This window comes from uncultured Thalassospira sp., from assembly GCF_963976115.1.
Lineage (GTDB): Bacteria > Pseudomonadota > Alphaproteobacteria > Rhodospirillales > Thalassospiraceae > Thalassospira.
In genome coordinates this window covers 240,644-263,076 of the sequence record NZ_CAXBJJ010000003.1, presented here as the reverse complement: position 1 = coordinate 263,076, position 22,433 = coordinate 240,644, and the positions used below count along the sequence as shown (strand labels likewise).

Below are 22,433 nucleotides of genomic sequence, written 5' to 3'. Positions count from 1 at the left end.
GGGCTTCATCATGCTGGGACCAACCGCACATACAGATACCTTCACCCGCGATAATTTACCGCCAGAAAATACCTGGCCGGAATTTCTGCTGGATGGATTTGACTATCCTGACCATATCAATGTCGGGGTCGAATTGACAGACCGCATGGTGGATCGGGGATTTGGCGATAACACCGCCCTGATTGGCAATGGCCGCCAGCGCACCTATAAGGAATTATCGGACTGGACCAACCGTATTGCCCACGCCCTGGCCGAGGATTACGGGGTTGCGCCGGGGAACCGGGTGTTGATCCGCTCGGCCAATAATCCGGCGATGGTGGCGTGCTGGCTCGCGGCGACAAAAATTGGCGCGGTGGTGGTTAATACCATGCCGATGTTACGTGCAGGCGAACTTGGCAAAATTGTTGATAAGGCAGAAATTGCCTTTGCCCTGTGCGACACAAGGCTGATGGATGAAATGGTTGCCTGTGCCAAGGATAGCCGGTTTTTGCACAAGGTGATCGGCTTTGACGGCACCGCCAACCATGATGCCGAGCTTGACCGCGTTGCCCTGACCAAATCGGTGAAATTTAGCGCCGTGAAAACCGGGCGCGATGACGTGGCCCTGCTCGGGTTTACATCGGGCACTACGGGCGAGCCCAAGGCCACCATGCATTTTCATCGCGATCTTTTGATCATTGCCGATGCCTATGCCAAAGAAGTTTTGGCAGTAACGCCTGATGATGTGTTTGTCGGGTCGCCGCCCCTGGCCTTTACCTTTGGCTTGGGCGGGCTGGCGGTGTTTCCGTTGCGTTTTGGGGCAACCGCAACGCTTTTGGAAAAGGCATCGCCGCCCAACATGATCGAAATTATCGAAACTTATAAGGCAACCATTTGTTTTACAGCGCCTACGGCCTATCGGGCGATGTTGGCTGCGATGGAAGACGGGGCCGATTTATCGTCCTTGCGTGCCGCCGTTTCGGCGGGCGAAACCTTGCCCGCCCCGGTTTACAAGGCATGGATGGAAAAAACCGGTAAACCGATGCTCGACGGCATTGGGTCGACCGAGATGTTGCATATTTTTATTTCCAACCGGTTTGGCGATAGCCACCCGGCTTGCACCGGGCGACCGGTGACGGGTTTTCAGGCCCGCATTGTTGATGAGAATATGAACGATGTTGCGCTCGGGGCGGTGGGCCGCCTTGCGGTGCGGGGGCCAACCGGGTGTCGCTATTTGGCCGATGACCGGCAGGGCGATTATGTGCGCGATGGCTGGAATGTGACCGGGGATTCATTTCATTGTGATGAAGACGGTTATTTTCATTTTGCCGCGCGCAGCGACGATATGATTATTTCGGCGGGGTATAACATTGCCGGGCCAGAGGTTGAGGCCGCTTTGCTGGCCCATCCCGATGTGGCCGAATGTGCCGTTATTTCCGCTGCCGATACCGACCGCGGCCAAATTGTGCAGGCCCATGTGGTGTTAAATGCCGGGGCCAATCCGTCGCCGGAAATGGCAAAGCTGTTGCAGGATTATGTGAAGGCGACGATTGCGCCCTATAAATATCCCCGATCCATAATTTTCACCGATGCCCTGCCCAAAACGGCAACCGGCAAAATACAACGTTTCAGATTAAAACAGGAGCCCGCAGCATGACGGACTTTGCTGCCAGTAAGGCACTTTTTCATATGCCATCCGATGTGATTTATCTTGATGGCAATTCTCTTGGCCCGATGCCAAAGGCCGCGATTGAACGGGCGCGCGCCACCATTGCCGATCAGTGGGGCGAAATGCTTATTCGTGGCTGGAACGATGCCAACTGGATGGCTCTGCCGGGCCGGGTGGGCAACCGTATTGCCCGCCTGATTGGCGCACCCGATGGCAGTGTTGTTATGGGTGATACCCTGTCGATCAAGGTCTATCAGGCGCTGGCAAGTGCGCTGGAGCTTAACCCTGACCGCAAAGTGGTTTTATCTGACAATGGCAACTTCCCGACCGATCTTTATATGGCCCAGGGCCTGATCGACAGCTTAGAACAGGGCCATGTGTTAAAAACCGTCAATCCTGAAGATGTGCTAGCAACCTTAAGCAGCGATATTGCTGTTTTGATGCTCACCCAGGTCGATTATCGTACCGGGCGTATGCATGACATGGCGGCAATGACCCAAAAAGCCCATGAACTCGGCATTGTCGTGATCTGGGATCTGGCCCATTCCGCCGGGGCGGTGCCGGTGGATTTAACCGGTTGCAACGCCGAATTTGCCGTTGGCTGCACCTATAAATATTTCAATGGCGGCCCCGGTGCGCCTGCCTTTATTTATGTTCGGCCCGATCTGGTTGATCAGGTGCGCCCGGCCCTTTCGGGCTGGTTGGGGCACGCCGCCCCCTTTGCCTTTGACCGCAATTATAAACCGGCCCCGGGTATTGAACGGATGCGTGTGGGCACGCCGCCGGTTATACAACTGGCCATTCTCGATGCCGCACTGGATGTTTGGGACGATGTGGACATGGCCGACATTCGGGCCAAATCCATTGAATTATGCGAACAGTTTATTGCCGGTGTTGAAAGAAGCTGCCCGATGCTCGACCTGGTTAGTCCGCGAAATGCCGAATGTCGCGGGTCGCAGGTATCCTTCCGGTGTGATGATGGCTATGCGGTAATGCAGGCCCTGATCGCGCGGGGTGTGATTGGCGATTTTCGCGCGCCCGATGTGATACGTTTCGGGTTCACACCGCTTTATCTTGATGAAGCGGATGTGGAAGCCGGGATTAATATTTTGGCCGATATTATGGAAAACCGCCTGTGGGATGTTGCAGAATACAAAAAACGTCAGGCTGTGACATGAAAACCAAAAACACACCCTATGATCCGTCTTCCGAAGGGGCGGAAACCGAATTTGCCAGCAAAATGTCCTATGGCGATTATTTGTCGCTGGATGCGATTTTAACCGCGCAGCACCCCAAAAGTGACGCCCATGATGAAATGCTGTTTATTATTCAGCATCAGACGTCTGAATTGTGGATGAAACTGGCCATTCGCGAAATTGATGCCGCACGCACCGCCATGCGGGCCGGGCAATTACAACCGGCCTTTAAAATGCTGGCCCGGATATCGCGCATTTTTGAACAGCTTAATAACGCCTGGGATGTTTTGCGCACCATGACACCCAGCGATTACACCACCTTTCGCGATGCCCTGGGGCCGTCATCCGGGTTTCAGTCGTGGCAATACCGCATGGTTGAATTCATGCTGGGTAATCGCAACAAGGCGATGCTAAAACCCCATGCTCACCGGCCCGATATTTTGGCGATACTGGAAACTGAGCTGGCAAAACCCAGCCTGTATGACGAGGCATTGTGGCTGCTAGACCAGTCTGGCGTTGCGGTGCCCGAGCCTGTTTTGAAACGTGATGTGTCCGATGCTTATCAGCCTTCCGATGACGTGATTACGGCCTGGCAAAAGGTGTATCAGTCGCCGCAAGATCATTGGCAGCTATACGAACTGGCCGAAAAGCTGGTCGATTTCGAAGATTATTTTCGCCGCTGGCGGTTTAACCATGTCACCACGGTCGAAAGGGTGATTGGCTTTAAACGCGGCACCGGGGGGACTGGCGGGGTTAGTTATCTTAAACGCATGTTAGAGGTGGAATTGTTTCCCGAATTGTGGCGTGTTCGGACGGTGCTGTGATGGGGCGCAAAATAGAACCCGCATCCGCGCTGTTGTTACGGCCTGCCTTTTCCTGTCGCCACAAGGTAGGATTTGCGCATTGTGACCCGGCGGGAATTGTTTTTTATCCGCGTTATTTTGAAATGGTCAATGCCACGGTCGAAGAATGGTTTGAGACGGCATTGGGGTTCAGCTTTGCCAAAATCCATGGTGACATGGCCGCCGCAGTGCCAACAGTTGCTATCAATATCGATTTTCGGCATCCCAGCCGATTGGGCGACGTGCTGGAATTTCGGCTTTATGTGAAACGGGTGGGGCGCAGCAGCATTGATTTGCGCATCATGGCAATACCGGCCGATGACCCGGACGGAACGGATCGTTTTACCATGACATCGACGCTGGTTTTTACCCGCAAGGACATTGCCGGGTCTGTACCGTGGCCAGCCGACTTGCGCGCAGCGTTGCAACATCAAATCAACAAGCAGGACCATCATGATACATAAAATCGTGCAGCCCGAAGGCTGGACCGCGCCAAAAGGCTATGCCAATGGCGTGCTGGCAAGCGGCAAAACCCTGTTTGTCGGCGGGCAGATCGGCTGGAACGAAAATCAGGTGTTTGAAGCCCGTGATTTTGTCGGCCAAATGGAACAGGCGTTACGCAATATTCTGGCCGTGGTATTTGCCGCAGGCGGACAGGCCGAACATATTTGCCGTCTGACCTGGTATGTTACCGAAAAGCAGGATTATCTAAACCACCAGCGCGAAGTCGGCGAAGCCTATCGCCGGGTTCTGGGCAAGCATTTCCCGTCCATGACAATGGTCGTGGTGCGCGCTTTGGTTGAGGATGAAGCCCTGGTCGAGATTGAAGCAACGGCGGTTATCCCCGACTAACGCGTATGATATTGCGAAAACGCAAAGTGATACCGGCAACCGCAATACATGCTTTTGCCGGTATTTTTGTAATATTCTTGGGGTGGATATGAGAGTGGCAAATATGTTTGTTAGAATTTTATGAACGTCCTTAAATTAACATAAATCAGGGTGTTATCGATGAATAATTTTTATTAGGATGTTTTGAAACTATCTAAAAAGATCTTTTTCTCTTCAGGCTGTTGCGGCAAAACTAAACAACGTCATTTGTTGTTTTTTCATTTCGGAATTAAAATGAAAAGCGGTGTTTCACGATAGACTGCATTTGCGTCAATGCGTTTTCGTTGTGGAAAACAACGTTATACTTGTTGAGAATTGGGGACTGTTTCGATACCGATTTTATACGAAGTGCGGGTGCCAACCATTTTTCGCACACAGGCACCCCATTGACCGGGGCTGATTTTTTACGCCTGTGAAGATTGCGCACCAAAGCCCGGTTCAGGAGCCATCCGGCTTCGGGATCGTTATTGTAAACGTCGCCGATTTTCCGGTTGTATCGACCAGCATAAACGTTTGGGTTGTTTCTTCGCCGGTGCCCGCTTGGTTTAGTTTCAGGGTGATTGGCTGGTCAGGTATGGCGGTGCCATATGTGTAGTCAGGAAAAGTATTGTCCTGTTTTCTTTTCAAGCCAAAACCGGTTTTATCACCCTGATAAAAAAGGTAAAATGGCGGTGTGCCGCCGTTGTTGATGGTCAGTTTAAATTCATCGCCGTTTTTTTGGGTAAATTCTGTTTTAGCCAAGGCAAGGCCGGGTGATAACTTTAGCAACAGCACATTTCCCGCGCCATGATCATCAATGAACCGGATTTGATAGTCGCCATACTGGTTGCCTGATCCGTTCCAGCCAATGGCAAATTCTGTGTCGCCGTCGTCATTGAAACTGCGATCCAGGCTTAACCCGGCCGGGCGGCGTGCCATGGTCGCGCGAATGGGGCGTTGACCGCCAATGATGCTGACATGCGCGACAGTGCCAGCTTGTAGTGAAATTTCGCTTTCCGTGAGGATCAACTGCGTTTCAATGCCAAGATTATTGCAGTTGGCGAAATTAAAACTGTATGGCGTCAGCAGGGCTGTTTGCAGTTTCTTGTGCAGTTCTTCCATCTCGGCTTTTAAGGCATTAACTTCCACATGCAGATTGATAATTTTTTCCACTGTATTTAGATCGAGAGCGTCGTCCGGCATTGATTTTTCGCCGCCAGGTTGAGAGCTTAATGGTATAACGTTGGGCAACACTGTTTGCGGCAAATTTCCAACTCCCGGCAGCGAGACAGCGCGGGAGAGATAATTTGTGGTACTCCCCTGAACAGTTTCAAAGATCGTTGCCGGGTTGGGAAGAGTCTGGTCAAGAAGTTCGCGCAGTTTGTCATCAAGCTCGATCAGTGATTGGCTGATTTCCATGGCCGCTTTAGTGCCTTGGACACTGTGTTCATCAATCGCAATTTTATCTTGAACGATGGTTGTTTCAAGACTGGTCAGTTTCTGGTTAAGCGCGGCAAGCCTTGCGAGTAATTCTGAGTTTGAGGTGATGATGTCTGCGGCTTTGTTTTTAAGCTTGCTATGTTTGGTGACAATATCGGCCAGTTGTTGTTGATATTGCACAACCGGGTCCGCCAGCAACCCGTTCGCACGGCGCATGATGCAGGCGGCGGCTTTGGCCCCGGTGCGGTAAATTTCGCGTTTTTGTTCGGGGGCCAGGATACTGGAGCCGGAATACAGCACCGCCGTACCTATGCCCAGTCCGGCAATCAGATTGTTGGAGTTATCATCAATCGCTGCCCAGATGGTGCCTGCCGCAAGTCCGAGAATGCCCATATTAAGGATGGTTTCACTGGTCGTGATGTCGTCGGCAGCATCGCGATAGCGTTTCCAGGTGATCAGCGCGGAAGCAAAGGCAAGGCAGCCTTGCTGCGGGTACAGATCAGCAAGAATAATATTCCTGGCTTTGGTTGGTTGCTCGGCCCTTACACCGCACAATTTGCGTTCCCACAAAGTTTCTTTTTTGCCAATGCCAACATTATCTGAAATGGGGGTATCGACGTTGGAAATCATTGCGCAGCCCGAAACAAATAAAACTGCCAATGTAAAAGCACTGCTGCGCATAAGCCATGATCGCTGCATGACATCCCCCTGCAAGCCCCTCAACCATGAGGCGTATTGTTTCAGACTTTAATCCTTAAATAAACAAAAAATGGTTTGAAATATGTGTAAAATTCGAACCAATCAGGATCGGGACTGTTCGTGCAAATGGGCCTGAATCCATTATCCTGCCATGTGCAGTCCACTACAGGATGGCACGGGCATTGCTGTCAAACAGATGCAGATTGCCGGTGTCGAATGTCAGGCCGACGCAGGCCCCGGCTTGTAATTCCGAATGCCCAACAACCCGTACGGTGAACAGGCCCATATCGTTGATCTGAACATAGGCGAAGCTGTCGGAACCCAGATGTTCCATCACGTCGATCTGGCCGCGCAATATGCCTTTTTCCGGCTTGGTCAGGGTGATGTGTTCGGGGCGGATACCAAATTGGGTGGCGTTATCGGCAGTGCGGCCCGTGGCAACGCTATTGCCGTCGGAAAATGTAATAGCATCGCCTTTGCCCTGGCACCCCGCGACATTCATTTTAGGCGAGCCGATAAACTGCGCCACAAACAGGTTGGCCGGTTTGCGATAGAGGTCTAACGGGGTTCCCACCTGTTCGATCCGGCCTGCCTGCAACACCACAATCTTGCTGGCAAGGGTCATGGCTTCGACCTGATCATGGGTGACATAAACCATGGTCGCGGCCAGTTTCTTGTGCAGACGGGCAATTTCCAGCCGCATTTCAACGCGCAAGGCGGCATCAAGGTTTGAAAGCGGTTCATCAAACAAAAATGCCTTGGGTTCGCGCACGATGGCCCGGCCAATGGCAACGCGCTGGCGCTGCCCGCCCGAAAGTTCCTTTGGTTTGCGATCCAGCAACTGGTCAAGTTGCAAGGTGGCGGCGGCTTCGTCGACCTTGGCTTTGATGTCGGCCTTGGCCATATGGGATACTTCCAGGGCAAAGCCGACATTTTCGCGCACGGTTTTATGCGGATAAAGCGCATAAGACTGAAACACCATCGATAGTTCACGTTCTGCGGGCGGCTTGCCGGTCACATCGTCGCCGTCGATCATGATTTGCCCGTCGCTGGCTTCGATCAGACCGGCTATCAGGCGCAGCAGGGTTGATTTGCCGCAGCCCGACGGGCCAACAAAAATCATCAGTTCGCCTTCTTCAATTGTCAGGTCGATCCCCTTGATCACCTCAATATCGCGAAAGGATTTACGCACATTGCGAAGTTCAATCTGGCCCATGTTATTGTGTCTCCGTTTTTTGGCGGGCGCTCGGCGATGCCCAGTAAAGCCACATCGCGGCTGTCCATGAAAAATCCTTACCGCCGCCTCCCTTGCCGGTGACAGGGCTGAAATATTCGCGAAAGGCGGATTGGTCGATCAGGGCGGCGGTATCATCGGCCAGTTGGTCAGCCATGTCGGGGTGGCCATGTTCGGCAAGGCCGGTGGCGATCATCCAGTTGATCATGGCCCATACCGGGCCGCGCCAATAACGAATATCGTCAAAGGCCGGGTCGCCGGGGTCAAAGCTGGGCAGGGCAAAGCGAATTTGTTGCCGCCACCGGTCTAAGGTAGAAAAGTGTATTTCGGCCCGTTCTTCGTTTTCCGGCCCTCCGTATAGGGATAACCAACTCCCTGATGATAAACGATGTTCAAGTTTATTGTTTCGCAAATCAAGCGTGGTGTAGCCTTTCGCAATGTCGGACCATAACTGGTTAAAGCCGTGGTCAAGCCGGGCGAGGCGGTCGGTGGCGCAGGTGGCAATGTTGGGCAGGTTAAACTGCAATGCCAGGGCAACCAGATCGCGCTCTGCCCGGCGCAAAATGGCATTCATGCCCGGTTCTGCCACCCAGAACGGGCATTTTTCGGCAATGGTTTTAACATGCCATTGGCAGTTCCGGCCAAATTGCACCAGCGCCATATAGTGATCGTAATCGTGGTTACGCGGGCGTTCGGCCGCGTTTACCAATTGGGTGTCGCGGCGCAGGAAGGCACCCACATGTGACGTATCAATATGGGCCAGCGGTGCGTCCCAGTCTGGCAGGTTGTCGCGCCCGCTTTCCCACGGGTGCATAATGGCAACCACACCCTGCCCGTCGGGGTCGCGGGCATCGGCAAACCATTGATGCCAGCGGTCCAGTGCGTGCAGCATCGGTGTGACCCGTGCGCCATGATCACCGGGTAAAAAGTTTGCCAACTGGCGCACAATTGTGGCCGCCACGGGGGGCTGGGTAATGCCCGATGTGGGCGGGGTGCGCCCGCTTTGCCATTCGCCGGGGCCAGGGAAATAGCCTTCTTGGTGCTGCCAAAACACAATATGGGGGATCATGCCATTATCCCACTGCGCGAATAACAGCGTTTCAATTTCCTGCCATGCACGATCCGCATCAAAACAGGCAATGCCCAGCGCGGTAAGGGCTGAATCCCAGTTCCATTGAAAGGGATAAAGCCCCTTGGTGGGCACCGTATAGCCGCCCTTGTCGTTGGCGCGTAAAATCTGTTGTGCTTTGGTATCCAGCCTTGCCGTCGTTTCGGGATTGATCACGACATTATCCTTTCACGCTGCCAGATGTCAGGCCCTGAACCAGAAACCGTTCAAACCACAAAAAGATTACCAGAATCGGGATCGTGGCGACGACGGCCCCCGCCATCAGATGCTGGCGGGGGACTTCGGATGAATTAAGCGACACCACCCCGCGGGACAGGGTGAAAATGTTGGGATCGTCAAGGAACATGAAGGCAAACAGAAATTCGTTCCAGGCGATCATGAACACATAAAGCGACACCGACGCCAAAGCGGGCAGGGCCAGCGGCAGGGTAATTTTCCAGATCACGCCCAGTCGGCCCAAACCATCCATCAACCCGGCTTCTTCAAGCTCCACCGGAAGACCCCGGAAATAGCCCTGCAACATATAAAGGGCCACCGGCACCGTGGTGGCAGGATAAACAATCAGCAGGCCAACAATGGAATTGCGCAGGCCAAGCTGGCTGAAAACCGAATAAAGCGGAATGACCAGCACGATCATGGGGACCAGATAAATCAGCAACACCGATTTTGACAGCAGGTTTTGACCGGGAAAGCGCAAACGGGCAACGGCGTAGGCCCCGGGAATGGAAAATGCCAGCGTGATCAGAACGGTACAGACAGAAACAATGCTTGAAACCAGCAAAAACCGGCCAAAATTGAACTTGGTAAACAGTTCAACATAACTGTTAAACAGGCTGCCAGCGCCTTGCGACAGATCGACCGATAAATCCAGCGGGTTTTGAAACAGGCTTTGCTGGCTTTTCAGGCTGGTCATGACCATGACGTAAAATGGCAGAACGACAATGACGGTAAAAAAGACAAAGCCGAACCCGCGCAAAATGCGCACAATGACAACATCAAGGGTATAGCGTTTAAGCATGCCACTTTCGATGCCCTCCAGACAGGCGCGGTTGGTCAATGTGATGGCACCTGCAATAACGGCAATGCCAATCGCCTGTCCCACCGGGGCATGTGCGAATGGTTCGGTAAAAGGGGCGGCAAAAGATGCGGCCAGCATGGCAATGATCGCCCCGATAAAGGCCGCCAGATAAAGCCCGCTTGTGCGCAATTTGGGCGCACGCAGCATGATAATGGCGGCACTGACCGCGCCTGCAATCGCCCCGGCCGACAGCACGGGTGCCGATGGCAAGCCGGAAATGAGGGTTAGCGAGATGCCCGCAATGGCAATGGCGATCATTCCCCACAGCACCCCGGAAAGAATGGCCAGTAGAAAACCGGTTCCGATACGCATGTCAGGAATCCTCGCGGTGGACGAAACGGAAATAAACGATGGCAAAAACCAGCAGCATGAAGAAAATCACCACGGCCACAGCCGCCCCCGCACCCAGATTGGACAATGCAAAGCCCTGTTCATAGACATCGACCGTGAGGGTTCGTGTGCCTGCGGCCCCACCGGTCAGCAGGAAAATGTCGTCGAATTTATTAAACGTCCAGATAAAGCGCAGCAGGAACAGGGTCGATAAAATGCCAATCAGTTGCGGCATGGAAATGTGCCAGAATTGCTGAAGCGGCGTTGCCCCGTCGACCTCGGCGGCTTCGTACATGTCTGATGAAATGGACTGCATTCGCGCCAGAATGAATAGAAAGGACAGCGGGAAATAGCGCCATGCCTCGAACGCAATGACGGTCGCAAGGGCAAGGGGGAATTCAAAGGTCACGCCAAAAAACGTTATCGGAACCGACCGACTGCCAAAAAAGTTAATGCCTTCGTTGGTGATGTTCATTTTTTGCAGAACGGCATTAAACGTGCCGGAAAACGGATCTAGCAGGATCAGCCAGGTAAAGGCCACAGCAATGACAGGGGCAACATAGGGGAATAGAAACAACCCGCGCAAAATGGATCGCCCGGGGAATTTCTGATGAAGCAACTGTGCGGCAAACAGGCCCAGTATTAAAGCCCCGCCGGTGCCAAAAACGGTATAGGCAATGGTGACCCAGAAAACCGGCCAGAATTCGCGTGAATTGAACACGCCAATGAAATTGTCAAAGGTGAATTCAAAATTGGTCAGGATATTATCGGCGGTGCCGGTCAGCACAGGTTCGTTGTCTCGTGGTTTGACGGGATTGTCGATATAGGCCTGTTGCGCGGTGACCCCGATTGAAAAACGTTCGCGGCTGCCGCCTTCCCAATCGCCCAGCTCGCACATAATTTCGCGGCCTGTAACCCGGCAACGGGAATCCGGTTTGGTCAGGCTTAGCCCGGCGGGCAGGGTGTCGCTTAGGGTTACATTGCGGATTTCCTGGCTTTGTGACGAGTTACGAACCCGGTATTCGATCTGGGCTTCGTCGCCCGCCTTTTCCAGATCCCCGCGAAGCCGCTCGGAGGCAATGATGCGTGGTGGACGCAAATCCCCCAATGTGACCGGCTTTGCCGAGATCCAGAAATTGGCGATCAGTGGAAACAAAACGATGCCCAGCACAATGGCAAAGGTGGGCATCAGCAGGCTGTAAGCCAGCCGTGCTTCGCGGCGCTCCATCGGGCCGATGCCGCGCTTTTTTCGCTGTGGGGCGGGGGTTTGTGATGTGGTATCGGGTGTTGCCGTGGTCATGTTGGCCTGCCTGGTCAGACCGGCCAGGTGCATTTCCTGGCCGGTTGGTTGGCGCAAAACGGATCGGGGGATCGGCTACTGGATCTTGGCGATTTCTTCGTTGATCATGTCTGCGGTGGCGTCTGCATCGCGTTCGCCATCGATGAATTCACGCGTCAGGCGGTTGATCACTTGCGAATTGATAATGCGCGATGCCTCGGCCAGTTTGCCTTCCTTCACACCCCAACGATCCGCGTTATCCAAACCTTCCATAATGTTATTGATCACTTCTTTTGAATAGATGTCGGCCAGCGGTTTTTTCCGATCCACCCCGGCAGGCAGGGTCATCCATGCCGTGCGGAATTTTTCGGGGTCATCTTTGGTGCCGGGGCGCACGGGAAACTTGCCTTCGGGCGCAATCGACAGGGTTTGGGTATATCCCTTGTCGAGCGAGAATTTGACAAATTCCATTGCCGGGTCGGTGTCGGCATCGGCCGTTACCCCGAAATAGCGCACATCGCCCCACGCGGCCCCGGCTTTGTTCGACGGGCCAGACAGGCGGGTGATAATACCGGTTTTTTCAGCCAGTTCGGTTGATGTCGGGTCATCATTGATGGTGGGCGGGTTGCTGTTTCGCAGGCCTGCCAGTTCATCCAGGATAAACGGCGACCAAATGATCATGGCGGCTTTGCCGGCAAAATAAACCTGGCGGGATTGCTGCCAGTACAGGTCGCCAGGAGGGGATGCCTTGGCGAGGGTTTTGTAGAAATTAAGCGATTCAACCAGTTTCTTTTTATCAAAACCAATGCTGCCATCGGGTTTGATCGGGGTCGCACCATTGGCAAGGAAAACTTCTTCAAGCACCTGGCTCATGAAGTTTTCATCAACCTTGGTTGCGGCAACAAAGCCATACATATCGGGCGGGTTGTTCAGGGCCTTGATCGCAGCTTCGATATTGGCATAACTGTCGGGCGGAGCCAGGCCCTTTTCTTCAAACAGGTCCTTGCGATATAGCACCATCTGGGTCCAGCCATCCGATGGAACGGCGGCTGTTTCACCGTCAAAATCGGCCATTTCCAGGGCTTTGGCGGTGAAGGTTTCGGTGCCCAGTTCCTTGACGATTTCATCATTGGCCACGGTATCAAGGATGCCTGCTTCTGACCACGGCAACACATATTGCAATGTCAGGTAAATTACGTCGGGTAAATCACCGGCGGCAAAGGCCGCTGTGGCGCGTTTGCCAAGGTCGGTTTCTGTAACGGGAATAACCTCGACCGATGTTCCGGTTTCTTTTTCAAATTCCTTGGCCATATCCTGCTGTTTTGCCAGCCGGTCCGGTTGTTCTTCGGTGGTCCAGAACCGAAGCTGGGCGCTGGCGATGCTGGTCGTGGCCATCAGGCCGATGGCAGCAACCGCCAGAATGCGGGGAAATTTCAATGTCATTTTAGCCTCCCTGGTTTTGTTGGGCCGGGCTTGTGCCCGGCGGATTGACTGACGCACGCGGCGTCAGTTTGGCTTGCCATAAGGTTTGGAGGGGGGACGGGTTTGGCGTTGTGCTGGTACACAGGCCCAAAACCATTCGCCCGGCCTCACGGCCAATTTCGTAACTGTCCTGATGAAGGGTGGTCAGGGCGGGCTGCACTGCAAGCCCGATGGGCAAGCCGTCAAACCCCATGACCGACATATCCTGCCCTACCTTCAGGCCCGCAGCATTCAGGGCCTGCATTGCGCCAATGGCGACGGCATCGGTAACGCATAAAAGGGCGGTGGGACGGTCATTTCTGGTGATGGAAAGCAGGCGGTTTGTTGCGTCTATGGCGGAAACGGCGTCGGTGATGCCATCAATCAGATATCCCACACCAATATGGCCGTCTTGTTGCGCCATGGCGTGCACATAACCGTTGCGGCGCTGCCAGGCAAAATTCATGGTGGGGTCGCCGCCCAGACAGGCGATTTTTACGTGTCCCAAATGGCGCAAATAACTCACAGCATCGACAAACGCTTGTTCGTTATCAATATCAAGCCAGGAATAGTCCGATGGATCGTCGGTGCGTCCTTGCACCACAAAGGGCACGCCACTGTTGCGTAAATAATCAATTCTGGCATCGGATCGATGGGTGCGGGCAATGACAAACCCGCCCACCTTGCCCGATCCGACCAGCCGGTCAATGACATCAACTTCGTCATGTCCGTCTGGTACGGCTGTCACCAGAAGGTCCCAGTCATGCAGGGCCAGTTCGGTGGCAAGCCCGTTCAGGAGTTCGGCCAGAAACGGGTCGGAATGCTGGGTGCGGCAGGTGGGTAAAACAAAACCGATGGTTTCGATCACCCCGCGTGCCAGGCGACGTGCACTTGACGACGGGCGATATCCCAGTTCCCGGGCCGCCTTTTGCACGCGTTCGCGGGTTTTGTCAGCAATGTCGGGGTAATTGTTTAACGCACGTGAAATGGTTCCTTCCGACAGGCCCAGGTGGCGGGCCAGTCGGGCGATGGACATGGTTTCATTCCGGGGCGTTGAACGCGGCACGCAACCTCCTGATCGGAAGAAAGGCAATCGACATCTAAACGCGTATGAAATTTACGCTTGTTTCTAATAACGCGTATCACGCTACCGAAAGCGCTTTCGGAAGTCAAATAACGGTATTCTGCAAACAAGGCCCGGAAGGGGGTACCGGGATCGTTTGTTGCTTCTGCCTGACGCAGGATTGAAAGGATTTGTGCTTCGCCAAATCTGCTCATCTTCATCAAAATCTTTCCGTTTATTAGGTTCGAGAAAATTCTACTCTTGAAGCCCGTTATTTTCCGGGGGGATGACCCTCTGGTCAGATGGGATTATGTTTTTCTTCAAATTTTTCTCCCATGATTTCCGCGTGGCCAAGCGACTGACGGTCACGTAAAGCACCGGTACAAAGAAAACCGCCAACACTGTTGCGAATAACATCCCGCCAAACACGCCGGTTCCAATCGCATTCTGGATTTCAGAGCCTGCACCGCGTGCGATCATCAGCGGGACGACACCCAGAATGAAGGCCAGCGAGGTCATCAGGATAGGCCGAAGCCGTAACCGGGACGCCCGCAGCACCGCCCGATAGAGACTCATTCCGTCATGCCGCAAGTGTCGGGCGTACTCGACCAAGAGAATGGCGTTCTTGGCGGAAAGCCCGATTATGGTGATGAGGCCTACCTTGAAGAACACGTCATTCTCCATCCCGCGCGCCAGCACCGCCAGAACGGCGCCGAGCACACCCAGTGGCACGACCAACATGACCGCCAGCGGGATTGACCAGCTTTCGTAGAGAGCCGCGAGCACGAGGAATACAACCAGCATTGAGGCGGCCAGGAGCATCGGAGCCTGCGTCGCGGATTGTCTTTCCTGCAGGGATTGACCGGTCCATTCCAGTGCAAAGCCCTTTGGCAACTGTTGTGTCAAGCGCTCTATTTCGTCCATCGCCGCACCGCTAGATACTCCCGGTGCTGCCGAGCCCGAGATGCGTGCGGCTGGATAGCCGTTGTAACGTGCCAGTTGCAGAGGCGTGGTTTCCCATACAGGTTGGACGACTTCGGACAACTGAACCATCCCGCCGTTAATGTTGCGCACCTGGAGACGCAGTACATCTTCGATATGCATCCGGGCGGGTGCATCGGCCTGTACCACAACCTGCTGAAGTCGGCCTTCGTTAGGAAAATCGTTAACGTAGCTCGATCCGATTGCTGTCGAAATCATGTCGCTTATCGCCGAGAAGGAGACTCCAAGCGCCAGCGCCTTCTGACGGTCGATCCTGAGCGCGATGCTCTGCCCGTCGGGCAGGCCCTCTGTCATCACTCCGGTAAGCAACTTGCTTTCAGATGCCAGCGCAATCAGCTGGTTTTCGGCCACCTTCAGCGCAGCCGGACCGGCATTACCTCTGTCCTCAAGCCGTAGCGCAAAGCCTGACGTGGTGCCGAGCGATTCAATGGCGGGGGGCTTCATGATCATTGCGGTGCCTTCGGGGATGTCCGCCATCGCAGCCTCGGCTGCCGCGATCTCTTCGTTTACCGTCGTCTCGCGTTCGCTCCAGTCTTTCAGACTGGTGAATGCCTGCGCAGCATTGGGACCAGAGCCGGAAAACCCGAACCCCAGAATGACGATATTCTCGACAATATCGGGACGAGAAGCGGTATGTGCTTCATATGTTGCGACGATCTCGCGGGTCCGTTCGGCAGTGGCACCTGCCGGTAGCTCGAACATGGCCATGAAATTCCCCTGATCCTCTTCTGGTACGAACGACGTTGCAATCTGTGAATACCCAACGCCGAGGGCCACCAGCAGCAAGGTATAGATGACCAACATTCGCCCGCCGCGCCGCAGCACCCCGCCAACGACACCGGTGTAGCGAGCGGTTAGGGCATCGAACTTTTTGTTGAACCACGCAAAGAACCCGCTTTTGGCATGACCGCTCGCGGGCTTTAGGATCGTAGCACAGAGTGCAGGTGTGAGCGTCAGTGCGAGGAAGGCGGAAAACAGGATAGAAACTGACATCGATATGGTGAACTGGCGATAGATCGCGCCGACGGAACCGCCAGCCATGCCCATTGGAATGAAGACAGCAGCCAGAACCAGCGTGATACCGACGATGGCGCCTGAAATTTCGCGCATAGCCTGACGGGTGGCGTCCCTTGGCGACAGGCCCTGCCGGGTCATGATCCGTTCGACATTTTCGACAACGACAATCGCATCGTCAACGATGATGCCAATGGCCAGTACCATGCCGAACATGGTCAGCATGTTGATCGAATACCCCACGGCCATCATTACCGCGAAAGTACCCAGAAGCGCGATCGGCGCAACAATCGTCGGGATCAGCGTATAGCGTATATTCTGCAAGAACAGCAGAATTACCAGAAAGACCAGTACCATAGCCTCGATCAGCGTCTGGATGACCTTGGTGATCGACACCTTCACGAATGGCGCGGTGTTATAGGAGATTGAGACCGCCATATCCTTGGGCATCGCGGTTTGCAACTCGGCCAGGCGTTTTTCGATTGCGGCTGCGGTGCTTACGGCGTTGGCGCCGGGCGTCATCTGGATCGCGGCTGCTGCTGCGGGCTTGCCATTGCTGCTGACACTGAAAGCAAGTGTCTGCGCGCCGAGTTCCACCCGTGCCACATCCGATAAGAGAAGACGCGAGCCATCTGTCTGCGCCCGCAACGGTATTGCGGCAAACTCCTCTGGCGTATTTAACTGGCCATGAACAGTCAGCGGCGTCGAGATTTTCGTCCCTGGAACTGTTGGCTCATCTCCGACCCTGCCCGGCGAAACCTGAGCATTTTCACGTGTGATGGCACCAGTTACGTCGGCCATAGTGAGGTTGTAGGCAGCCAGTTTCGCCGGGTCCACCCAGACACGCATAGCGCGTTCGGAACCGAACTGCTGGACACGACCGACGCCCGGCACGCGCTTTAATTCTTCGCTGATGTTACGAGTCAGATAATCACCAAGGGCCAGTTCTTCGGTCTCGCCACGGCGCGACTTCAGTGTAATGACCATCAGAAAACCCGATTCAGCAGCTTCGACATTAACACCACTGCGCCGGACGACCTCGGGAAGGCGCGGTTCGGCGTTCTTGAGGCGATTTTGCACATCCATCTGTGCCAATTCCGGGTTGGTGCCGGGTTTGAATGTCACCATGATGTTGGCACTACCGGTTGAGTCGACAGTGGATTCGTAATAGAGCACGTTCTTGACGCTCGAGAGTTCCTTCTCAATCGGTGTAACCACACTGTCATTGACGGTTTGTACCGCCGCGCCGGTATATGTTGCAAAGATGCCGATGCTTGGTGGCGCAATGACAGGAAAACGCGCCACCGGAAGCTGCGGAATGGCTATAATGCCAGCCAAGGCGATGAAGATCGCAATGACCCAGGCAAAGACCGGGCGATCGATGAAGAATTGTGGCATGATAATCTGACCTTTAAAATTTGTCGGTCGCAAGCGCAGTATCTTGCGGGGCGGTAACCGGGTTCACGGATATCCCGTCCTGCACGCGGTCCTGTCCGCGAATAACGATGACCTCGCCTGCCTTTAGCCCCGACGTCACAACAAGGCGTCTCCCGATGGCGTCGCCCAGGATCACGTCACGCCGTTCTGCCCGCCCGTCTTTGGCCACGACCACGATCTGTGCTCCGCCAGTCCCGTTGCGAATGACGGCATCTTCCGGAACCAGCAGGGCATCGGGAAGAAGGCCACGTGGCAGTCTTGCACGAACGTACATTCCGGGCAGAAGCCGCAATCCGGGGTTCTCCACCTCAATCCGGACGGTCGCATTGCCGGTTTCTGTATCCACCGTCACGTCCGACAGCACCAGTGTGCCCGGGCGCGGGTGTGGTTTGCCCTCTGCGTCCAGTATCTCGACCGGCCCTAATCCTTGCGCGGCAGCAGACTGTAATCCATTGAGCTTTGTCGCCGGCAAGCGCAGATCCACATACACGCGATCCAGTTCCTGCACGACAGCAAGCTCTGTCTGACTTGAAATTGAGGCAAGAGCGCCTTCGTCGGCCAGTTTGCGTCCGACATAGCCTTTGATTGGTGATCTTATGGTGGCAAAATCAAGATCGAGTTGGCGGCGATGAAAAACCGCCCGGGCCTCGGCCAGATTAGCCTGTGCTGTGGCCAGTTCATTGCGGGCGTCTTCGTAATGCTTGCGGCTCATCGTGTTGCTGGCAACGAGGGCTTCTGCCCGTTTTAACCCTTGTTGCGCATGCGCCATCGCCCCTTCGGCCCGGGCCATCCCTGCCTTCGCAGTTTCGAGATCGACCAGAAGCAAGGCCGGATCGATTTTGAACAGGATTGCCCCGGCCTCAACCTGTGTCCCACCTTCCGCGAACCGCTTTTTAATTATACCGCCAACCTGAGGCCGTATCTCTACCCTTCGATAGGCAACAACGCGTCCAGGAAGCTCATCGATTAAAATGACGCGTTCGGGTGCAAGTGTGGCGGTGGTAACCTGCGTGGGATTGTGCCCATCAGAGGAACCAATGTCTGACTCCGAAGCCGCATCGCCTCCAAAAATCAGCAACACTGAAAGGATAGAGACGCAAACGAAAACGGCGAAGATCGAAACGCGATGTGACATAAGATGTGTCCAGATTGAGGAATTTATCTGCTTATTGACATGCGCCCTTTGATACCCAGTCGAGAAATGGTGGAGATTTGGTGGAGACGCCAACTGATTTTGGTGACCGCAATCAAAGTCGATAACAGGCCGTTGACGCGATCCGTATGGTCGCAGCGCAACCGGAAACCCATGTCCACACAACATCCACACAACCTGCACTCAATTTTCATTGCGGCGTGAAATGGTGCTTGAAGAAAGCAATCATGTTCGTGGGGAAATCTTCGGCTGTCGGTATCAACAACCTTTGTTTTCCTTCCTTTTTGAAAGCGCGCAAACGCTGATCATGGCTAATCATCTGGTCGGCGTCGCGGATATTTATCGTGATCAGTCGTCTCACAGCTAGTGCGAGGCGGTTAATGGCCGCGATCTCTCGGGAATAAACTTCGATTGGTAACCATCAGAATGAAACTGTCGAATAGCATTGTCCGGACTTTGATCATCGGAGGGATCATCGCCGTGGCGCTGGTCGCAATTGCGTCGGCCAGCGGTGTTCTCGAAGCAGAAACGCGGGCATCTGAGCTTACCGAGTTTGTTTCGCTTGGAGCAATCGAAGAAACGGTTCTTGCCAATGGCGAACTTGAACCCGTTCGTATCGTCAGTGTCGGTGCGCAGGTTTCTGGTCAATTGAAGGCTTTGCATGTCGAACTTGGCCAGAAAATCAGGGCCGGTGACCTGATTGCCGAGATCGATCCGACGGCACAAGAATATGCTGTTCGCATCGCCGAGGCAGCTCTGGCCAATGTCAAGGCACAACGTAAGGCACGCGGCTTCGAGCTTAGACGCGCTGAGAAAGCGTATAACAGACAGAAGAATATGGCCCGCCAGCGTGCGACGTCAGTTGCCGAACTTGAGGCGGCGGAGGCGGCTTTCAGAGCACTGGCGGCGGACGTCGAGGCGTTGGAAGCGCAGATCGCCCAAGCCGTCGTCGAGGCTGAGAACGCGAAAGCGAACCTTGGTTACACGAAGGTTCGCGCACCGATGGACGGCGTTGTGGTTGCGGTGGTGATCAAGGCCGGGCAAACACTGAACTCCAATCTGGCTGTACCGACGATCATTGTGCTGGCCCAGCTCGACGTTATGCAGGTTAAGGTGCGGATATCGGAGGCCGATATTACCCGTGTAAAACCTGGTCAGATCGTACGTTTCATGATCATGGGTGAAACCCGTGTGCCGACTGTTGGCAGATTGGAACAGATTGCGCCTGCGCCCGCATCGATCGCGGCGGAAGCGACGACGTCCTCCACAACGGGAGGGCAGGCCGCGCAGGCTGTTTATTTCAATGGAATATTTACGACGCCAAATCCCGATGGCCGATTGCGACCTATGATGACCGCTGTTGTGACCATTGTCGTGGGGCACGCCGAAGACGTACCGCTTATGCCCTGGTCTGCGTTGACCGAGCGCGATCAGAACGGTCGTTATCGGGTCGCTGTTCGCTCTCCTTCGGGCGAAATTTCAAAGCGCCTTGTCACAATAGGACTGACTGACCGGATCAAGGCGCAAGTGATTGACGGTCTGCAGGTCGGCGAGGAAGTCGTCATTCCGACCGATGGTCAAGCCTCGGACTCTAATGCTACGGAGATGATGTGACCGCTTTACTTGACATAGAGAACGTCTCACGGCTTTTTCAAACGGGCGAAGAGACGATCGCCGCACTCGCGGGGATCAATCTTCAGATCAACAGCGGTGAATTCGTCGCGATTGTGGGCGCAAGCGGATCGGGTAAGTCGACGCTCATGAATATTCTTGGCTGCCTTGATCAACCGACTGCAGGCGATTATCGTGTCGGAGGGCGCAGTGTTGCCGGTTTGAGTGCTGACGAACTGGCCGCGCTGCGAAGGGAGCATTTCGGGTTCATCTTCCAACGGTATCATTTGCTCGGTACGCTCAACTCGGTTGACAATGTGGCGATGCCCGCCGTTTATGCAGGTCTTGATGCCGCATCCCGGCGCGAGCGCGCAAGATCGCTTCTGGAGCGGCTCGGCCTTGGCGAGCGCTTCGATCATCGTCCTGGTCAGCTTTCCGGCGGTCAGCAGCAGCGGGTGTCCATTGCCCGGGCGCTTATGAATGGCGGGCGTATCATCCTTGCCGATGAGCCGACCGGCGCGCTTGACAGCAAAAGCGGTGAAACCGTCCTTGATATCCTTAAGGAGCTTCATCGGGACGGCCATACAGTCATTATCGTCACCCACGATATGGAGGTCGCCGCCCACGCCGACCGCATCATTGAAATCCGTGACGGTCTTGTTTTGTCAGACAGACTTTGCCGCGAACCTGTAGGTGTGGCTCCCTTTCGTTTTTTTGCAAACCCGGGGTCAGTTGGCGCGCTGGCAGGTTTCCAGCGACGGTTTTCCGAGGCCTTTCCGATGGCGTTGCGTTCAATGGCTGCTCATCGGGTCCGCACATTCCTTACCATGCTCGGGATCATCATTGGCATCGCTGCCGTTGTTGCCGTCGTCGGTCTGGGTGAGGGGATGCGCCAGAAGGTACTCGCCGAAATCAGCGAACTTGGTGCCAGTACACTCTCCATTTATCCTGGCCGGGGTTGGGACGACGAGCGCGCCGCCAGCATCACGACGCTGGTTGTTTCCGACGCCGAGGCTTTATCAGCGCAAAACTATATCGACAGCGTTACGCCGCTGGTGTCGGCGAGTGCGCGCATTCGGTTTGGTCACACCGCCATGTCCGCCAACGTTGATGGTGTCGGTCAGGAGTATTTCCGGGTAAACGGCCTTCATATCGTGCGAGGCACCGGCTTTTCGGCGGACAGCGTCGACGAGCGTCGCCAGCAGGCAGTGATAGATGACAGGGCGGCATCTGCGCTTTTTCCGGGCGGGGATTCACCGATTGGCAAGATCATTATGATCAACCGGCTTCCGGTGGTGATCATTGGCACGGTGACCCATCGTTCCGGCATGTCGGGTAAAACCCTGCAAATATATCTTCCCCATACTACTGTGGCCGGCAGGTTGCTTGGTGTGGCAACCAGCCTTGCCGGGCTGACCGTTCGCATCTCTGATAATGTTGACACGACTGTTGCCGAAAGCGCGATTGTCGGCCTGATGACCCGCCGTCATGGGACGCAGGACTTTTTTGTTTTCAACAGTGACCAGTTGCGCCGGATTATGGAGAAGACGTCTCGGAGGATGACGCTACTGATCTCTTCCGTCGCGGTTATTTCGCTGATCGTCGGCGGCATCGGCGTCATGAATATCATGCTGGTTTCTGTCACGGAGCGTACCCGCGAGATCGGCCTGCGCATGGCGGTTGGCGCCCGTCGCATAGACATTATGCTTCAGTTCCTGATCGAAGCCGTCACCATCTGCATTGGCGGTTCTTTCCTCGGCGTTGGGCTGGCTCTTGGCGCTGCTTCTGTGTTCGGCGGACAAAGCAGCCAGTTTCCGATGATCATTTCAATCGACGCCATCCTTTCAGCCTGTCTGGTAGCGCTTCTTATTGGCCTTGCCTTCGGTTTTCTGCCCGCCCGCAATGCCTCGCGCCTCGATCCGGTCGATGCGCTTTCCAGAGAGTAGT

The 22,433-nt window shown here is 54.7% G+C and carries 17 protein-coding genes; 8 read left to right on the top strand and 9 right to left on the bottom strand.

Annotated features, from left to right (window positions below; all coding sequences use genetic code 11):
- The first annotated feature begins 10 nt into the window (after positions 1-10).
- The 5 genes from AAC086_RS04875 to AAC086_RS04855 are packed head-to-tail and all read left to right on the top strand — an operon-like array spanning position 11 to position 4,538.
- The gene (locus tag AAC086_RS04875; RefSeq protein WP_339775978.1) at positions 11-1,636 is read left to right on the top strand and encodes an AMP-binding protein; all 1,626 of its coding nucleotides are present in this window, start codon (positions 11-13) and stop codon (positions 1,634-1,636) included.
- Positions 1,633-2,826 carry a kynureninase gene (gene kynU, locus AAC086_RS04870; RefSeq protein ID WP_339775976.1) on the top strand — a complete coding sequence of 398 codons (1,194 nt, stop codon included), beginning with the start codon at positions 1,633-1,635 and terminating at the stop codon, positions 2,824-2,826. Before AAC086_RS04875 ends, kynU begins: the two co-directional genes overlap by 4 nt.
- A complete protein-coding gene (gene kynA / locus AAC086_RS04865; protein WP_339775974.1) occupies positions 2,823-3,668 on the top strand; it encodes a tryptophan 2,3-dioxygenase in 846 nt (281 codons plus the stop codon). The genes kynU and kynA overlap by 4 nt, the downstream gene beginning before the upstream one ends.
- Positions 3,668-4,150, top strand: a complete 483-nt coding sequence (locus AAC086_RS04860; RefSeq protein ID WP_339775971.1) for a thioesterase family protein — start codon at positions 3,668-3,670, stop codon at positions 4,148-4,150. Before kynA ends, AAC086_RS04860 begins: the two co-directional genes overlap by 1 nt.
- Positions 4,140-4,538, top strand: a complete 399-nt coding sequence (locus tag AAC086_RS04855) for a RidA family protein (RefSeq protein ID WP_339775968.1) — start codon at positions 4,140-4,142, stop codon at positions 4,536-4,538. Before AAC086_RS04860 ends, AAC086_RS04855 begins: the two co-directional genes overlap by 11 nt.
- Before the next feature lie 477 nt (positions 4,539-5,015).
- On the opposite strand, the gene AAC086_RS04850 is transcribed toward AAC086_RS04855, so the two are convergent.
- A complete protein-coding gene (locus tag AAC086_RS04850; RefSeq protein WP_339775967.1) occupies positions 5,016-6,176 on the bottom strand; it encodes a hypothetical protein in 1,161 nt (386 codons plus the stop codon).
- On the opposite strand from AAC086_RS04850, the gene AAC086_RS04845 reads away from it, so the two are divergent.
- Entirely contained in the window at positions 6,135-6,599 is a 465-nt protein-coding gene (locus tag AAC086_RS04845; RefSeq protein ID WP_339775964.1) for a hypothetical protein, read from the top strand. The two genes, AAC086_RS04850 and AAC086_RS04845, sit on opposite strands and share 42 nt — an antisense overlap.
- Positions 6,600-6,858: 259 nt before the next feature.
- On the opposite strand, the gene ugpC is transcribed toward AAC086_RS04845, so the two are convergent.
- The 8 genes from ugpC to AAC086_RS04805 all read right to left on the bottom strand — a co-directional run bounded on the left by ugpC (position 6,859) and on the right by AAC086_RS04805 (position 18,857).
- Complete coding sequence (ugpC, locus tag AAC086_RS04840; RefSeq protein ID WP_339775961.1) at positions 6,859-7,911, bottom strand: sn-glycerol-3-phosphate ABC transporter ATP-binding protein UgpC; 1,053 nt, start codon at positions 7,909-7,911, stop codon at positions 6,859-6,861.
- A 1-nt stretch (position 7,912) separates the two neighbouring features.
- The gene (locus AAC086_RS04835; protein WP_339775960.1) at positions 7,913-9,214 is read right to left on the bottom strand and encodes a hypothetical protein; all 1,302 of its coding nucleotides are present in this window, start codon (positions 9,212-9,214) and stop codon (positions 7,913-7,915) included.
- Positions 9,215-9,218: 4 nt separating this feature from the next.
- The gene (locus AAC086_RS04830; protein ID WP_339775956.1) at positions 9,219-10,448 is read right to left on the bottom strand and encodes a carbohydrate ABC transporter permease; all 1,230 of its coding nucleotides are present in this window, start codon (positions 10,446-10,448) and stop codon (positions 9,219-9,221) included.
- Between the two features lies 1 nt (position 10,449).
- Complete coding sequence (locus AAC086_RS04825; protein WP_339775955.1) at positions 10,450-11,766, bottom strand: sugar ABC transporter permease; 1,317 nt, start codon at positions 11,764-11,766, stop codon at positions 10,450-10,452.
- A 75-nt stretch (positions 11,767-11,841) separates the two neighbouring features.
- Positions 11,842-13,188, bottom strand: a complete 1,347-nt coding sequence (locus AAC086_RS04820) for an extracellular solute-binding protein (RefSeq protein ID WP_339775953.1) — start codon at positions 13,186-13,188, stop codon at positions 11,842-11,844.
- Position 13,189: 1 nt separating this feature from the next.
- On the bottom strand, positions 13,190-14,242 hold the full coding sequence (locus tag AAC086_RS04815; RefSeq protein ID WP_339775951.1) for a LacI family DNA-binding transcriptional regulator: 1,053 nt from the start codon (positions 14,240-14,242) through the stop codon (positions 13,190-13,192).
- 282 nt (positions 14,243-14,524) lie between these two features.
- The gene (locus AAC086_RS04810; RefSeq protein ID WP_339775948.1) at positions 14,525-17,683 is read right to left on the bottom strand and encodes a multidrug efflux RND transporter permease subunit; all 3,159 of its coding nucleotides are present in this window, start codon (positions 17,681-17,683) and stop codon (positions 14,525-14,527) included.
- A gap of 13 nt (positions 17,684-17,696) precedes the next feature.
- On the bottom strand, positions 17,697-18,857 hold the full coding sequence (locus AAC086_RS04805) for an efflux RND transporter periplasmic adaptor subunit (RefSeq protein ID WP_339775946.1): 1,161 nt from the start codon (positions 18,855-18,857) through the stop codon (positions 17,697-17,699).
- A 444-nt stretch (positions 18,858-19,301) separates the two neighbouring features.
- Here AAC086_RS04805 and AAC086_RS04800 point away from each other — a divergent pair, with 444 nt between their 5' ends.
- Both AAC086_RS04800 and AAC086_RS04795 read left to right on the top strand, forming a co-directional pair.
- A complete protein-coding gene (locus AAC086_RS04800) occupies positions 19,302-20,489 on the top strand; it encodes an efflux RND transporter periplasmic adaptor subunit (RefSeq protein WP_339775944.1) in 1,188 nt (395 codons plus the stop codon).
- A complete protein-coding gene (locus AAC086_RS04795; RefSeq protein WP_339775942.1) occupies positions 20,486-22,432 on the top strand; it encodes a MacB family efflux pump subunit in 1,947 nt (648 codons plus the stop codon). The genes AAC086_RS04800 and AAC086_RS04795 overlap by 4 nt, the downstream gene beginning before the upstream one ends.
- Position 22,433: the final 1 nt, after the last annotated feature.